Below are 15565 nucleotides of genomic sequence, written 5' to 3'. Positions count from 1 at the left end.
TACACGCCGGCTCATGCATTGGCTCAGGACAGATTATACCATAAAATTACTTTTTATACACCTGATCCGGATCAAACATTTTCTCGCCCTCTACTGCAACGCTTCCATCGGGCTGCAGCACATAGTGAAAACAGCTGAAATAGCCCTCGTGGCAGGCCGCCCCCACCTGCTGAACCCGCACCAGCAGCGTGTCCCGGTCGCAGTCGTAGGCCATCCGGGTGACCTTCTGCACATGACCCGAGGTTTCGCCCTTGTGCCAGAACTGCTGGCGGCTGCGGCTCCAGAACCAGGTCTCCCCACTCTCCAGCGTCCGCTTGACCGCCTCGGCGTTCATATAGGCCAGCATGAGCACCTCCCGGCTCTCCTCGTCCTGAACAATTACGGGAATCAGGCCGTCACTGTTGTAGCGTAGAGTTTGCACATCGAAAGCTGCCATTGTTTTCCTCCTTGTTAGATAATCCCAAATAGGAGTTTTAAACCGGGCGCACCGGTATGCCGCGCCGGGCCAGATACTGCTTCACTTCAGCTATGGTATACTCCCCAAAGTGGAAAATGGAGGCCGCCAGAGCGGCATCGGCCTCGCCCTCGGTTAGCCCCTGGGCGATGTGTTCTACCTGGCCTACGCCCCCCGAGGCGATGACGGGAATGCGCACGGCCCGGGCCACGGCCCGGGTCAATTCCAGGTCGTAGCCGTCTTTGGTGCCGTCCCGGTCCATACTGGTGAGCAAAATTTCCCCCGCTCCCAGCTCCTCCACCTGTTTGGCCCACTCAACGGCATCAATGCCCGTGGGGCGGCGCCCGCCGTGGGTATACAATTCCCACCGATCCGGCCCCACCCGGCGGGCGTCGATGGCCACCACAATACACTGGCTGCCAAACTTCTCCGCCCCGGCGGCCACCAGCGCCGGATTCTTGATGGCGGCAGTGTTGATGGAAACCTTGTCCGCTCCGGCGGTGAGCATGAGCCGGATGTCCTCCAGACTGCTGATACCGCCCCCCACGGTAAAGGGAATGAACACCTCGCCGGCCGTGCGGTAAACCACTTCCACCATAGTCTTGCGCCCGTCCGATGAAGCGGTGATATCCAGAAAGACCAGTTCGTCGGCTCCGGACCGGTCGTACAGCGCAGCCAGCTCCACCGGGTCGCCGGCGTCGCGCAAATTAACAAAATTGGTTCCCTTGACCACCCGCCCGCCGGTCACATCCAGGCAGGGGATGATGCGCCTGGTCAGCACTTTGCTACGCCTCCTGTCCGGCCGCCGCGGCCAGGGCCTGGGCCAGGGTTACGGTACCGGCATACAGGGCCTTGCCCACAATGACGGCCTCCACGCCCAGAGGGGCCAGACCCTTTACCGCTACTATGTCTTCCAGGGTGGAAACCCCGCCCGAGGCGATTATTTTCAAACCGCTGGCGCGGGCCAGGTCGGCAATGGCCTGCAGGTTGGGCCCGACCAGTTTGCCATCCCGCCAGATATCGGTGAAGACAATGCGGCTGACGCCAATCTTCTTCATTTCCAGGGCCAGTTCCAGCGCGTCCTTCTGGGCCGTGACCCCCCAGCCTTCAATGGCCACCTTGCCGTCGCGGGCGTCAATACCCACCAGCACCCTTTCACCGAAGCGCCGGCAGGCCTCCTGCACCAGCTCCGGACGGTAGATGGCCACTGTACCCAGAATCACCCGTCCGGCTCCCAGGGCCAGCAGTTCTTCAATGGCGCCCATTTCCCGGATTCCGCCGCCCACCTGCACCGGAATCTGCACCGAACAGATAATCTCGCGGATTACCTCCAGGTTCTTGGGCTTTCCAGCAAAAGCGCCGTCCAGATCCACCACATGCAGCCAGCGCGCGCCCTGGGCCTGCCAGGCAGCGGCCATAGCCACCGGGTCGTCCGAGTACACTGTTTCCGCATCCAGTCTGCCTTCTACCAGGCGGACACAGCGGCCTTCCCGCAAATCGATGGCCGGAATGACTAACATTTTTCCACCAGCCTCCCAAAGTTTTCTAATACCCGCAGCCCCAGGCGACTGCTCTTTTCCGGGTGAAACTGAATGGCCATGATATTGTCGCGCCAGACTGCCGAAGCAAATTCCACGCCGTATGTTGTGCGGCCGGCCACCAGGGCGGCATCGGCCGGAGCACAGTAATAGGAGTGGACAAAGTAAAAGTGGCTGCCGGCCGGTATGCCGGCAAAAAGAGGACATTCCCCGGAGAAATCCACCTGGTTCCAGCCCATGTGGGGTACCTTGACCAGATCGGGCAGTCTTTTCACCCGGCCCGGCAAAATACCCAGGCCGGGGCTGCCGCCCCATTCCTCGCTGTGTTCAAAAAGCAGCTGCAGCCCCAGACAGATGCCCAGATAGGGCTTCCCCGCAGCAATGGCCCGGCAAACCGCCTGATCCAGACCGGTTTTCTGCAGGTTGTGCATGGCATCGGCAAAGGCCCCCACCCCGGGCAGCACCACACCGGAGGCATCGGCCACCCGGGCCGGCGAGCTTACCACCTGAACGGGCAACCCCACTTTTTCCAGGCTCTTTTGTACACTGCGCAGGTTACCCATCCCGTAATCAATAATGGCCAGCAAAATTAAACCTCTCCCTCTTCCCGCAAATCATGACTAGAGCACGCCCTTGGTGGAAGGTATGCCCTCCCCCGACCGGGCTACCGCCTGGCGCAGCGCCCGCCCCAGTCCCTTGAACACCGCCTCAATGACATGGTGGGTGTTGGTGCCGGCAAGGCGCCGCACGTGCAGCGTGATGCCCGCATTGTGCGCCAGGGCCCGCAAGAATTCGGGCACCAGCTCGGCAGCGAAGTTGCCCAGCATCACCGGGGGCAGCTGCAGATCTTCCACCAGCAGGCCCCGCCCGCTGATGTCCAGCGCTACCAGCACCAGCGCTTCGTCCATGGGCAAAAAGCACTGCCCGTAGCGGGCAATCCCTTTTTTGTCGCCCAGGGCGGCCGCCAGCGCCCGGCCCAGGGTGATGCCCACATCTTCCACCGTGTGGTGACCGTCCACGTGCAGGTCGCCCGCGGCCGCCAGCTCCAGATCAAAAGCGGCATGGTAGGTTAGAAGCTGCAGCATGTGATCCAGAAAACCGATACCTGTGCTGATGCGGCTACGGCCGCAGCCATCCAGGCAAAGTGTCAGCTCCACCCTGGTTTCCTGCGTACATCTGCTCTGCACACTTGTTCTCCCGCTGTTCTCCATTATTCCGCCATCTCCATCACCATTTTTAATTTCGCCAGGAAGATGGCATTTTCCTCCGGCGTGCCCACGGTAACCCGCAAACATCTTTCCAGACCCGGACCGGAGACATTGCGGATCAGGATACCCTGATCCACCAGCCGGCGGTAAACTGTATCCGCCGGCAGCGGGGTGCGGAAAAGCAGGAAGTTGGTCACACCGGGAAAAACCTCCACCCCGGGAATTTCGTTCATTCCCTCCAGCAGCACCATTTTATTTTGCAAGATTCTTTCCACCAGACTGAAGAAGGATTCCCGGCACTTGAGTACGGCCAGGGCCGCCATCTGGGAAAAATCGTTCAGGTTGTACGGCTGTTTTACTTTCAGCAGTTCCCGGATCACCGGCTGGCCGGCCAGCAGGTAGCCCACTCTCAATCCGGCCAGACCAAAAGCCTTGGACAGGGTGCGCAGAATGACCAGATTGGGATAGCGTTTTAACAGCGGTACACAGCTGACGCCGCCGAACTCGATGTAGGCCTCGTCCACCACCACCAGGGCCCGGGTACCCGCCAGCAGGGCTTCGATGTCGCCCGGCAGGGCGGCGTTGCCGGTGGGATTGTTGGGTGAGCAAATCACCAGCAGGCTCACTGCGGGGTGGGCCGCCTCCTCCAGCAGCCGGTCCACATCCAGAGCGAAATTGGGCAGACGGGGCACCTCTACCGGCCGGGCCCCGGCTATGCGGGCGTGGATCCCGTACATGCTGAAAGTCGGGGTGGCGATGAGCACCCGGCGACCGGTGCCAAAGGCCAGCATCAGATAGAGAATCAGTTCATCCGAACCGTTGCCGGCAATGATGTTCTCCGGCACCACGCCGGTATAGGCGGCCAGCTCGCGGCGCAAATCCCCGGCGGCCGGATCCGGGTAGCGGGTGAAGCTCTCGCTGTGGAAGCACTTCCATAAGTACGAGCGCACTTCTTCGGGAAAATCAAAGGGGTTTTCATTGGCATCCAGCTTGATCATACCCGGCATGGGATGCGGGTCGTAAGGCTGGAGATCGCGCAGGTCGGGCCTGGTGAGGGCGGACAGGTCGAAGGAAAGGGACAATTTGAATCATCTCCTAAAATAACATGAATAACATGATCTTACGCTGTAGTACTACAGGCGTATTTTGATGGAAGCGGCGTGGGCATCCAGCCCCTCCACTGCCGCCAGCGTAATGGCCGCACCGGCCACCTGCCGCAAAGCCTCCGGCGTATAACCGATCACACTGGTGCGCTTCAAGAAGCTTTCCACTCCCAGGGGAGAATAAAAGCGCGCCGTGCCCCCGGTGGGCAGAACATGGTTGGGACCGGCCAGATAGTCACCCAGCGGTTCCGGACTGTACGGTCCCAGAAAGACCGCCCCGGCACAGCGCACCCGGCCCAGCCAGGCCAGCGGCTGTTCCACCATCAATTCCAGGTGTTCGGGAGCCAGTTCATTGGCCAGAGCCAGGGCGGTGTCCAGACTGTCCACCAGCACTATAGCTCCCTGGTTGGCCAGCGCCTGCTCCACAATTTCCCGCCGCGCCAGCAGCGGCAGCTGCCTGGCCAGCTCCTGCTGCACCGCCGCAGCCAGACGGCGGCTGGTGGTGACCAGCACGGCGCTGGCCAGCTGATCGTGCTCGGCCTGGGCCAGCAGGTCGGCCGCCACATAGGCGGCGGGAGCGCTGTCATCGGCTACCACCAGCACCTCGCTGGGACCGGCCAGCATGTCTATATCCACAACTCCATAAACCTGCTGTTTGGCCAGGGTGACATAAATGTTGCCCGGCCCGGTAATTTTGTCCACCCGGCGGATGGTCGGGGTACCGTAGGCCAGAGCGGCAATAGCCTGGGCACCGCCCACCCGGTATATTTCGGTTACTCCCGCCTGCCGGGCGGCATAAAGGACATGGGGGCTGAGCGACCCGTCCGGACGGGGCGGGGTAACCATAACTATTTCCGCCACTCCGGCCACCCGCGCCGGCAGGGCATTCATCAGCACCGAAGAAGGGTAGCTGGCCTTGCCGCCGGGCACATAAATGCCCACCCGGGCCAGCGGGGTGACCAGCTGCCCCAGAAACTCGCCCTGGGGGCCGGTGCAAAACCAGGAGTTGCTCAGCTGTTGGCGATGGTACTCAGTGATGTTCCGGCAGGCCAGGGCGACGGCTTCTTTAAATTCCGGCTCGACCTGCTGCTCGGCAGCGGCAATCTCCGCCTCGCTCACTCGCAGGTGTTCCGGTGTTGTCTTAACCTCATCGTAAGTTTCCAGCAGCCGGATTAGGGCTTCATCCCCCTCCTGCCGTACTTCTTGCAAAATGCGCGCCACATCCCGGGCGGCCTGGCGGGCCACCTCCTGCCGCCGTGCCAGGAGAACCTGCCGGGCCTGTTCTATATCTTCATACAGGTGTAACAAAAATGTTCCTCCTTTATACTTTAACTAATTAAATTGGTGTCATGATAATATCATAAACCAGGAAATATGTTTCGTCAACCATCCGGGTCATTTCAGACGGGCCAGAACCAGTTTGTAACCATCGGCGCCGTAATTCAGACAGCGTTTCACCCGGCTGATGGTAGCCGTACTGGCCCCGGTGCGCTCGGCTATTTCGCCGTAGGTTTTGTTTTCCTGCAGCATTCTGGCCACTTCCAGGCGCTGGGCCAGTGCTTTTAATTCAGCTACCGTGCACAGGTCCTCAAAGAACCGGTAACATTCGTCAACCGTGCGCAGTTGCAAGATCGCGTTAAACAATTGATCCATCAGCTCATCTTTCAGTTTCTCCGTGTAGGCCATAACCATCCCGCTTTCCTGGTTTTCTTCTTCAATAATATTTTCGCCATGATCGAATACAATCCTTTCATGTTTTAATGTATTAAAACAAAATAGCCGCCCGCAACAGAAAAACCCGCCCGGAAAGGCGGGTCCTGTAAGTTATAGTGCTTTTCGTCCGATATCCCGCCGGTAATGCATACCGGCAAAGCTGATTTGCTCCACTCCCCGATAGGCCAGCTCGATGGCGGCGGGGATATTTTTCCCCCGGGCGGTCACTCCCAGCACCCGGCCGCCGGCCGTGACCAGCTGTCCGTCCTGCAGCGCCGTACCGGCGTGAAAGACCAATACTTCGGGCGGCACTGCATCCAGGCCGCTGATGGGTATTCCTTTAGCATAACTTCCCGGATAGCCCCTGGAAGCCAGCACCACACACACGGCGGCCCCATCGTGCCACTCTACGGTTTGCCCGGCCAGGCGCCCCTGGACCACGGCCAGCATGATTTCCACCAGATCGCTTTGGAGCAGGGCCAGTACGGGCTGGGCCTCGGGATCTCCAAAGCGGGCGTTGAACTCCAGCACTTTGGGCCCTTCCGGGGTGAGCATCAGCCCGGCATAGAGCACTCCCCGGTAGGGCCGGCCTTCGGCGGCCAGCGCCCGCACCATGGGCTCCAGAATGGTTTGCTGCACTTGCTGCAGCAGGGCCCGGTCCACCAGCGGCGCGGGGGCGTATGCTCCCATGCCTCCGGTGTTGGGTCCCTGGTCCCCGTCAAAGACCTGCTTGTGGTCCTGGGCGGGCAGCATGGGGATCACGGTCCGACCGTCGGTGAAGGCCAGCACGCTGGCCTCCTGCCCCACCAGCAGTTCTTCCACCACCACCACATCGCCGGCCCGGCCAAAAGCCCTGTCCCGCATGATCAGATCCAGCGCTTCCAGGGCCTGCTCCACGGTGTGGGCCACAATCACGCCTTTGCCGGCCGCCAGGCCGTCAGCTTTGACCACACAGGGACGGTTCTGCTCCACAATATACCGGCGGGCTGCCGCGTAATCGGTAAATGTAACATAGCGGGCGGTGGGAATGCCGTATTGCTGCATCAGGTCCTTGGCCAGCTTTTTGCTGCCCTCGATGGCCGCCGCCGCCGCCGAGGGACCAAACACAGCCAGGCCCGCCCGGGCAAAGGCGTCGGCCAGCCCCAGGGTGAGGGGCATTTCCGGCCCCACCACGGTGAGGTCGATTTGTTCCCGGCGGGCCAGGGCCAGCAGGCCGTCAATATCCTCCGCGGCCACGGGCACGCACCGGGCCAGCCCGGCAATGCCCGGATTGCCCGGGGCGCAGTATATTTGCTGTACCAGAGGACTCTGGGCTATTTTCCACACCAGGGCATGCTCCCGGCCGCCGCCGCCTACCACCAGTATTTTCAAGGGTAATCCCTCCCCCGGATGAATATATATTGGGGAAAAACACACCTGCTCGGACAATGTTAAAAGCTAGTGCTTGAAATGTCTGATACCGGTGAAGACCATGGCCAGGCCGTGCTGGTTGGCGGCCTGGATGGACTCGGCATCGCGCAGGGAGCCACCCGGCTGGATAATGGCGGCGATGCCCGCAGCCGCCGCCACGTCCACCGTGTCCCGGAAGGGGAAGAAGGCATCGGAAGCCAGCACGGCCCCCCGGGCTTTTTCTCCGGCCTGTTCCAGGGCAATGCGGGCCGCCCCCACGCGGTTCATCTGCCCGGCCCCCACGCCCAGCAGCTGCCGGCCCCTGGTCACCACAATAGCGTTGGACTTGACATGCTTGACAATGGTCATGGCAAAGATCAGCTCCTGCAACTGCTCGGCAGTGGGAGCCTGGCTGGTCACCACCTGCAACTCCTGGGGATTGAGCACAACCCGGTCGTAGTGCTGCACCAGCAATCCCCCGTTAACTTTGCGCAGTTCCAGACGGTCGCTGCTCTGCTCCTGCAGGTCGCCGACCTTCAGCAGGCGCAGGCCGCTTTTACTGCGCAGGATTTCCAGCGCTCCGGCGGTAAAATCGGGAGCCACCACCGCTTCCAGGAATATTTCGGTCATGGCCCGGGCCGCCGCCTCGTCCACCGGCCGGTTGCAGGCCACTATCCCCCCGAAAGCCGAGACCGGATCCGACTCGTAGGCCAACCGGTAAGCGCTGGCCACGTCGGAAGCACAGGCCGCGCCGCAGGGATTGTTGTGCTTGATAATCACGACGGCCGGATCAGCAAACTCGCGCACCAGTTCCAGGGCGGCATGGGCATCCAGAATATTGTTGTAGGACAGCTCTTTGCCGGCCAGCTGTTCGGCCCGGCCGATGCAGGGTCCGGTGACCGCCGGGTCGCGGTAAAAGGCCGCGGCCTGGTGCGGGTTCTCCCCGTAGCGCAGAGGCTGTACCAGTTCGAAGGATACAGTTAGCGTAGCCGGCATTTCCTGACCGATTACTTTGGCCAGATAGGCGGCTATGGCTGCATCATAGGCCGCCGTATGGCTGAAAGCCTCCAGGGCCAGGCGGCGGCGCAGTTCCGGGGAAACCGTACCGTTTCTCAGTGCCGCCAGCACTTCATCATAACGGGCCGGGTTCACCACCACCAGCACGGCCTCGTGGTTTTTGGCCGCCGCCCGCACCATGGCCGGACCGCCAATGTCAATGTTTTCAATGGCCTCGTCCAGGGTGACATCCGGTCGGGCTACCGTCTGACGGAAAGGATACAGGTTTACCGCCACCAGATCGATGGGGGCGATACCGTTGGCCGCCAGCTGTTCCAGGTGGGGCGGGGTGCGGCGGGCCAGAATACCGCCGTGCACGCGCGGATGCAGGGTTTTCACCCGGCCGTCCAGAATTTCGGGAAAGCCGGTAACATCGGATACATATGTAACTTCTACTCCGGCCTCGCGCAGCGCTCTGGCCGTACCACCGGTAGAAACAATTTCAAACCCCAGTTCCACCAGACCGCGGGCAAAATCGCTCAGGCCGGTTTTGTCGGAAACGCTCAACAGCGCCCGGGGACGCATGGTCATCTATACTCACCTGCCAGATACAATTTTTTTTGGGCCAACTGCGAACATGATCAACAGCAGCCCGGGAGGGGCAGACGGTATCCCGCCCGCCGGTTGCCCTATTCCAAAATGCACACCCGCCGCCCCTTAAGAAGCAGTCTACCCCGGGCAAACAAATCCACCGCCCGGGGATAAATCTGATGTTCCTGCTCCAGTATACGGGCAGCCAGGCTGGCTTCATCATCTCCATCCAGCACAGGCACCACTGCCTGCAGAATGATGGGGCCGCTGTCCATGCCCTCATCCACAAAGTGCACGGTACATCCGGTAAAGCGCACCCCGTAATCCAGTGCCTGCTTCTGGGCGTGCAAACCGGGAAAGGCGGGCAGCAGAGAAGGATGGATGTTCATAATCCGGCCGGGGAAGGCCTGCAACATCACCCGGCCCACCAGCCGCATATAACCGGCCAGACAAACCAGTTCGACTCCGTGTGCCTGCAAGAGGCGCACCAGTTCCTGCTCGTACTGCTCCCTGCCGGGCCAGGCGGCCGGATCAACATGGAGGGCCGGCACCTGGCTTTGCCGTGCTCTCTGCAGGGCGTAGGCGTCGGAAATGTCGCTGAGCACTACGGCCACCTCGGCCGGAATGTTACCCCCGGCACAGGCGTCCAGCAGGGCCTGCAGATTGGAACCGCGGCCGGAAGCCAGCACGCCGATTTTCAGCCGTGACATGAAGTTCACCTCAATTTACCTGCGTTCACACCGGTTTCTCAATCAAAAATCACAGTACCATCGCCCGGGACAATCTGGCCGATCCATGCGGCCCGCACACCGCTCTGGATCAGGCGGGAGAGCACGTCGTCCGCCTGCCCGGCATCTACCACCAGCACCATGCCGATGCCCATGTTGAATGTGCGCCGCATTTCTGTTTGCTCTACCCGGCCAATGCGGGCAATGAGATCAAACACCGGCGGCACCGGCCAGCTGGCGGATTGCAGCCGGACGGCCGTGCCGGGCGGCAGAATGCGGGGGACGTTTTCCACCAACCCCCCGCCGGTGATATGAGCCAGTCCTTTGATGGGTACACCATCCTCCAGCAGCGGCAGAAGGGCCGGCACATAGATCACCGTGGGTTTCAGCAGCTCCTCACCCACGGTACAGCCCAGCTCGGGCAGGTAGCTGTCCACGCCGTAACCGGCCACCTCCAGCAACGCCCGCCGGGCCAGGGAATAGCCGTTGCTGTGCAGGCCGCTGGAGGCCAGTCCAATCACGACATCACCCGGCTGAATGTCTCGGCCGTCAATGATCCGCTCTTTATCCACCACCCCAACAGCAAATCCGGCCAGATCATATTCTTCCGGACCGTAAAAACCGGGCATTTCGGCGGTTTCCCCTCCAATCAGGGCGCAGCCGGCCTGGCGGCAACCGGCGGCAATACCGGCCACAATGGTGGCCACTTTTTCGGGCACCAGTTGGCCCACCGCCAGATAGTCCAAAAAGAACAGCGGCCGGGCACCCTGTACCAGGATGTCGTTGACACACATGGCCACCAGGTCAATGCCCACCGTGTCGTGCCGGTCCATGAGCATGGCCACTTTCAGTTTGGTGCCCACCCCATCGGTACCGGCCACCAGCACCGGCTGCCGGTACTGACCCAGCTCCAGGGCGAAAAGGCCGCCAAAACCTCCGATGTCGGCCAGCACCCCGGGGGTGAAAGTGCTGCGCACCGCCTGCTTCATCAATTCCACTGCCCGGTTGCCGGCCGCTATATCCACCCCGGCCGCCGCGTAGGTGAGCGGTTGTCTATTATCCTGCACTGCCCTTCCCCCTCACTCCAGACTGTACTTGGCTTTTTTGCCACTGCCGGCCGGAATCTCCACCGGATAGCTGCCGTCGAAGCAGGCCGTACACAAGTTGTGCCGGTATTCCCCAAAAACCTCCAGCATACCTTCCTGGCTGAGGTAATACAGCCCGTCCGCCCCGATGATGCGGCGGATTTCCTCCACCGGCTGGCTGGCTGCCAGCAGTTCGCTCTCGTCCGAGGTGTCGATGCCGTAGTAACAGGACTTGACCACCGGGGGTGAACTGAGCAGGAAATGCACCTCGCGCACACCGCAATCGCGCAGCATACCCACAATTTTGCGGCTGGTGGTACCCCGGACCAGGGAATCGTCAATCATGATTACCGACTTGCCCTGCAGAACCTCGCGCACCGGGTTGAGTTTCAGGCGCACGGCCAGGTCACGCAAATCCTGGGTGGGCTGAATGAAGGTGCGGCCGATGTAACGGTTTTTCATCAGCCCTTCTTCAAAGGGTATCCCCGACTCCTCGGCAAACCCCCGCGCCGCCGCCGTACCCGAATCGGGCACGGGGATGACCAGATCGGCCTGTACCCGGTATTCCCGGGCCAGTTGCCTGCCCAGGGCCCGGCGCACCTGGTTGACGTTGAAACCGTCAATTTCACTGTCGGGCCGGGCAAAGTAGATATATTCAAATATGCAGTGGGCCCGCCGGCGGGGCGACAGCACGGTCTGACAGGAAAGGCCGTTCTGATCGATGGAGATGATCTCGCCCGGCTGCACATCGCGCAGCTTGCGCGCCCCCACCGTGTCCAGAGCACAGGATTCCGAAGCCAACACATACCCCCCCTGGGGTAATTCCCCCAGGCACAGGGGGCGGAAACCGTAAGGGTCGCGCACGGCCAGCAGCCTGTCCGCAGTGATCAAGAGCAGCGAATAGGCCCCTTTGATGTCAATCATGCACTTGACCACCGCTTCCTCCAGGCTGCTGGAACCATAGCGGGCGATCAGGTTGACAATCACTTCGCTGTCGGTGGTGGACTGAAAGACCGAACCGGTAGCCGTAAGCCGCTCGCGCAGCTCGGCCACATTGGTGATATTACCGTTATGGGCCAGACCCAGCATGCCCCGGGCGTAACGAAACACCAGAGGCTGGGCGTTGAGAGGCTGGCTGGCGCCTGTAGTGGAATAGCGCACATGGCCGATGGCCAGGTGGCCGGTCAGTTGCTGCAGGCGCTCCCGGCTGAACACCTCGGCTACCAGCCCCATGCCCTTGTACAGGTTGACCTGCCGGCCGTCGGCCACGGCAATGCCAGCGCTCTCCTGCCCGCGATGCTGTAGAGCGTAAAGCCCGTAGTAGGTCATGGCGGCCACTTCTCGACCGGGCGCATAAACGCCGAAAATACCGCATTCCTCCCGCGGTTTGTCCGGAAGCTCCCCCCCGGTCCGGCCGGAGCGTCCGGCTGCAGGGGTGATACTGGCGGTTACAGGCATATCCTTTCCCCCTGTCTGATCAGATCTGGCACCGCCATCCGCAGTAACCGGTATGCCAGCTGCTTTAGTTGACCCCGGTCAAACGTCGGTAAACCTCCTGGTAGGCCTCCTCCACACTGCCCAGGTCGCGCCGGAAGCGGTCTTTATCCAGTTTCTCCCGGGTATCGGCATCCCAGAAACGGCAGGTATCGGGAGAGATCTCATCTCCCAGCAGAATTTCCCCGTTATGCAGCCCAAACTCCAGCTTGTAGTCCACCAGAATAATCTTCCGGTCAGCCAAAAACTGCTGGAGAATCTGGTTCACCCGCAGGGCCACCTGGCTGATCTGCTGCATTTGCTGCGGGGTGGCCAGATGCAAGGCGGCAATATGGTAGTCATTGATCAGCGGATCGCCCAGCTCATCGCTCTTGTAGTAATATTCCAGCACAGTAACGGGCAGCACCGTGCCTTCGGCCAGCCCCAAACGTTTGGCCAAACTGCCGGCGGCAATGTTGCGCACTACCACTTCCACCGGAATGATCTGCAGTTTCTTGACCAGCATTTCCCGGTCGCTAACCTGTTCTACAAAGTGGCTGGGCACCCCCTGTTGAGCCAGCAGCTGGAAGAAAAAGGCGGAAATTTTGTTGTTAAGCACTCCCTTGTCGGCAATGGTACCTCTTTTCTGCCCGTTAAAAGCAGTAGCGTCATCTTTGAAGTAAACCACATACAGGTCGGGCTGGTCGGTGCGAAAAACCTGTTTGGCCTTGCCTTCGTAAATCATTTCCAGCTTTTGCACAGTAATCATCTCCTTTACAGTCCAAAACGAGCAAAAATGGTGTCAATGTGGCGCAGGTGATAATCGTAGCGGAACAGCTCATCCAGCTCGCCAGCGGTCAAATACTGCATCACTTCCTGGTCGGCCGCCAGCAGCTGCTGGAAATCCTGCCGGGTGCTCCAGGACTGCATGGCATTGCGCTGCACCAGTTCGTAGGCCCGCTCCCGGGACAGCCCTTTTTCCACCAGAGCCAGCAGCACGCGCTGGGAAAAGAACAAACCGTGGGACAGGCCCATATTGCGCTGCATATTCTCGGGATAAACCAGCAGATTGGTCATGATCTGATTGAACTTGTAGAGCATATAGTCCAGGGTGATGGTGCTGTCGGGGATGATCACCCGCTCCACGGAAGAATGGGAGATGTCGCGCTCGTGCCACAGGGCCACATTTTCCATGGCCACCAGAGCGTTGCCGCGCAGCAGGCGGGCCAGGCCGGTGATTCTCTCCAGGGTGATGGGGTTGCGTTTGTGGGGCATGGCCGAGCTGCCCTTTTGCCCCCGGGCAAAATACTCCTCGGCCTCGAGCACTTCGGTGCGCTGCAGGCAGCGCAGCTCCACGGCGAATTTCTCCAGCGAACTGCCAATGACAGCCAGGGTGGTCAGGTACTCGGCATGACGGTCACGCTGCAGGATTTGGGTGGAGACCAGGGCTGGCTTAAGGCCCAGGCGGGCGCAGACCAGTTCCTCCACCCGCGGGTCGATATTGGCATAGGTACCCACGGCGCCGGAAATCTTGCCCACGCTGACGGTTTCGATAGCCCGGGCCAGCCGTTCCATGTGCCGGTCCACCTCGGCCACCCAGAGCAGCATTTTCAAGCCGAAGGTGATAGGTTCGGCGTGCACGCCATGGGTACGCCCCATCATGACGGTATAGCGATGCTCGCCAGCCCTGTCCAGCAGAGTGCGGCGCAGGGTCACGAGCCGCTCCATAATATGCCCGGCAGCTTCTTTCATCAGCAGGGCCAGGGCGGTATCCACCACATCGGAGGAGGTCAGCCCCAGGTGGATATAGCGGGCATCCTCGCCCACATACTCGCCCACACAGGTGAGAAAAGCAATCACATCGTGATTGGTGACAGCCTCGATTTCCTCAATCCGCTGCACATCAAAGTTGGCCTTTTCTTTAATATTGCGTAACGCGGTTTCCGGGATCTCCCCCAGCTCGGCCAGTGCTTCGCAGGCGGCCAACTCCACATCCAGCCACTTGCGGAACTTGTTATCCAATGACCAGATATTTTTCATTTCGGGCAGGGTATAGCGGTCAATCATGCAATTCTCCCCTTTGTTATTTGCGATTCAGTTCAGACAAATAGGCATCGATCCCGATTTCGGCCAGCCGCTGGGACTTGGCCTGCACTTGGCGGGCCAGTTTTTCTTTATAGGCCAGGACTTTATCCCTGATTTCCGCGCACTTGATACCCAGCATCTGAGCCGCCAGGATGCCGGCATTGCGCGCGCCATTGACAGCTACTGTGGCCACGGGAATACCGGATGGCATCTGGACTATTGCATACAGGGCATCCACCCCGCCCAGCGCTCCCGACTTGATGGGCACCCCGATAACCGGCAGCGGTGTCAGGGCGGCAATCACCCCCGGCAGATGAGCGGCAGCCCCGGCCCCGGCGATAATCACTTCCAGCCCGCGCTGTGCCGCCGTCCGGGCGTATTCGGCGGTCTTCTCGGGCACGCGGTGCGCCGAGGAGATGATCACCTCGTGGGGAATGGCAAACTCCCGCAGTGCGTCCACCGCCTCCTTCATGATGGGCAGGTCGGAATCACTGCCCATGACCACTCCCACCAAAGGGGTATTCATTTTTACTCCTCCTCCTGCAGATACTAGAAAATATCATGAACAAAGTTTATTTTTTCCTCACCAAAGAATGTTATAGTCCAAAAGATAAAGCCCAAGCAGGCAGGTTTCTCCTCAGAGAAACCTACCGCCTGGGCTTTTATCCCTACCGGTGTGACGCCCCCTGCCGGGCTGTCTTGCGCCGCTCGGTCCAGCCGCACCAGCCGGTGCGCGGAACCCTAGGCGCACTTTCTCCCTACAGCAGTATCATACCAGAGGCAAAATTTATCTGTCAACAGGATTTACTCCCACTCTATCACTCGAATTTGTCTTGAGGTTTTTCCTCTTGATTTCAGTTGTAGACTCTCGGAAATCCGAAAGTATATATGGTTCAAGGCTTAAGCCTTGGGCCATTTTTGTTTTTTCCTCCAACAACTTCAAATAGAACATATGTTGGCTTGACAAATTTGAGTTGCCCCCAAAATCGCGATAGAGGCATATTTTGCCAAATAACGATTCTGGCGGTGGTTATTTTGTTAAAATCTTCGCGTTCACATCAGGAATTTCAAGAGTTCCTAACCGAACAAATCAAGCTTCATTACCTGGAAAAGGGCTACGTTGGTACGGTATTACTTTATCATCGAGAGTTAACAAGGGTTTGGTTCACCGATTTAACCGAAATATCAAACATTGTCCGGTT

17 protein-coding genes are annotated in these 15565 nt (G+C 60.1%); 1 reads left to right on the top strand and 16 read right to left on the bottom strand.

All coding sequences use genetic code 11. The features are described from left to right. Nucleotides 1-46 precede the first annotated feature (46 nt). From hisI to purE, 16 genes are all read right to left on the bottom strand, one after another. The gene (gene hisI, locus ACUVTU_RS07480; protein WP_445889338.1) at nucleotides 47-436 is read right to left on the bottom strand and encodes a phosphoribosyl-AMP cyclohydrolase; all 390 of its coding nucleotides are present in this window, start codon (nucleotides 434-436) and stop codon (nucleotides 47-49) included. 37 nt (nucleotides 437-473) lie between these two features. After that, nucleotides 474-1235 (bottom strand): imidazole glycerol phosphate synthase subunit HisF, encoded by a 762-nt coding sequence (gene hisF, locus ACUVTU_RS07475; protein ID WP_445889337.1) that lies wholly within the window; start codon nucleotides 1233-1235, stop codon nucleotides 474-476. 4 nt (nucleotides 1236-1239) lie between these two features. Then, nucleotides 1240-1974: a 1-(5-phosphoribosyl)-5-[(5-phosphoribosylamino)methylideneamino]imidazole-4-carboxamide isomerase gene (gene hisA, locus ACUVTU_RS07470; protein ID WP_445889336.1), complete on the bottom strand. Its 735-nt coding sequence runs from the start codon at nucleotides 1972-1974 to the stop codon at nucleotides 1240-1242. Then, entirely contained in the window at nucleotides 1968-2579 is a 612-nt protein-coding gene (gene hisH / locus ACUVTU_RS07465; protein ID WP_445889335.1) for an imidazole glycerol phosphate synthase subunit HisH, read from the bottom strand. The genes hisA and hisH overlap by 7 nt, the downstream gene beginning before the upstream one ends. A 33-nt stretch (nucleotides 2580-2612) precedes the next feature. Further along, nucleotides 2613-3203, bottom strand: coding sequence for an imidazoleglycerol-phosphate dehydratase HisB (gene hisB, locus ACUVTU_RS07460; protein ID WP_445889334.1), 591 nt, complete (start codon nucleotides 3201-3203; stop codon nucleotides 2613-2615). Further along, nucleotides 3203-4282, bottom strand: coding sequence for a histidinol-phosphate transaminase (gene hisC / locus ACUVTU_RS07455; RefSeq protein WP_445889333.1), 1080 nt, complete (start codon nucleotides 4280-4282; stop codon nucleotides 3203-3205). The genes hisB and hisC overlap by 1 nt, the downstream gene beginning before the upstream one ends. A 51-nt stretch (nucleotides 4283-4333) precedes the next feature. Further along, nucleotides 4334-5611, bottom strand: a complete 1278-nt coding sequence (gene hisD, locus ACUVTU_RS07450; protein WP_445889332.1) for a histidinol dehydrogenase — start codon at nucleotides 5609-5611, stop codon at nucleotides 4334-4336. 87 nt (nucleotides 5612-5698) lie between these two features. After that, on the bottom strand, nucleotides 5699-5989 hold the full coding sequence (locus ACUVTU_RS07445) for a YerC/YecD family TrpR-related protein (RefSeq protein ID WP_445889331.1): 291 nt from the start codon (nucleotides 5987-5989) through the stop codon (nucleotides 5699-5701). 138 nt (nucleotides 5990-6127) lie between these two features. Then, entirely contained in the window at nucleotides 6128-7387 is a 1260-nt protein-coding gene (purD, locus tag ACUVTU_RS07440) for a phosphoribosylamine--glycine ligase (protein WP_445889330.1), read from the bottom strand. Between the two features lie 66 nt (nucleotides 7388-7453). After that, nucleotides 7454-8992 carry a bifunctional phosphoribosylaminoimidazolecarboxamide formyltransferase/IMP cyclohydrolase gene (gene purH / locus ACUVTU_RS07435; protein WP_445889329.1) on the bottom strand — a complete coding sequence of 513 codons (1539 nt, stop codon included), beginning with the start codon at nucleotides 8990-8992 and terminating at the stop codon, nucleotides 7454-7456. Nucleotides 8993-9090: 98 nt separating this feature from the next. Next, nucleotides 9091-9702: a phosphoribosylglycinamide formyltransferase gene (gene purN, locus ACUVTU_RS07430; protein WP_445889328.1), complete on the bottom strand. Its 612-nt coding sequence runs from the start codon at nucleotides 9700-9702 to the stop codon at nucleotides 9091-9093. A gap of 38 nt (nucleotides 9703-9740) precedes the next feature. Continuing rightward, the gene (purM, locus tag ACUVTU_RS07425) at nucleotides 9741-10787 is read right to left on the bottom strand and encodes a phosphoribosylformylglycinamidine cyclo-ligase (RefSeq protein ID WP_445889327.1); all 1047 of its coding nucleotides are present in this window, start codon (nucleotides 10785-10787) and stop codon (nucleotides 9741-9743) included. Between the two features lie 12 nt (nucleotides 10788-10799). Next, nucleotides 10800-12263, bottom strand: a complete 1464-nt coding sequence (gene purF / locus ACUVTU_RS07420; protein WP_445889326.1) for an amidophosphoribosyltransferase — start codon at nucleotides 12261-12263, stop codon at nucleotides 10800-10802. Between the two features lie 64 nt (nucleotides 12264-12327). Then, nucleotides 12328-13038, bottom strand: coding sequence for a phosphoribosylaminoimidazolesuccinocarboxamide synthase (gene purC, locus ACUVTU_RS07415; protein WP_445889325.1), 711 nt, complete (start codon nucleotides 13036-13038; stop codon nucleotides 12328-12330). A gap of 14 nt (nucleotides 13039-13052) precedes the next feature. Further along, the gene (gene purB / locus ACUVTU_RS07410; RefSeq protein ID WP_445889324.1) at nucleotides 13053-14345 is read right to left on the bottom strand and encodes an adenylosuccinate lyase; all 1293 of its coding nucleotides are present in this window, start codon (nucleotides 14343-14345) and stop codon (nucleotides 13053-13055) included. A gap of 16 nt (nucleotides 14346-14361) precedes the next feature. Continuing rightward, on the bottom strand, nucleotides 14362-14889 hold the full coding sequence (gene purE, locus ACUVTU_RS07405) for a 5-(carboxyamino)imidazole ribonucleotide mutase (protein ID WP_445889323.1): 528 nt from the start codon (nucleotides 14887-14889) through the stop codon (nucleotides 14362-14364). Between the two features lie 478 nt (nucleotides 14890-15367). On the opposite strand from purE, the gene ACUVTU_RS07400 reads away from it, so the two are divergent. After that, on the top strand, nucleotides 15368-15565 hold a 198-nt coding region (locus tag ACUVTU_RS07400; protein ID WP_445889322.1), incomplete at its 3' end, for a hypothetical protein.

Source organism: Desulfurispora sp. (assembly GCF_052744395.1).
This window is presented reverse-complemented; position numbering and strand designations above follow the sequence as displayed.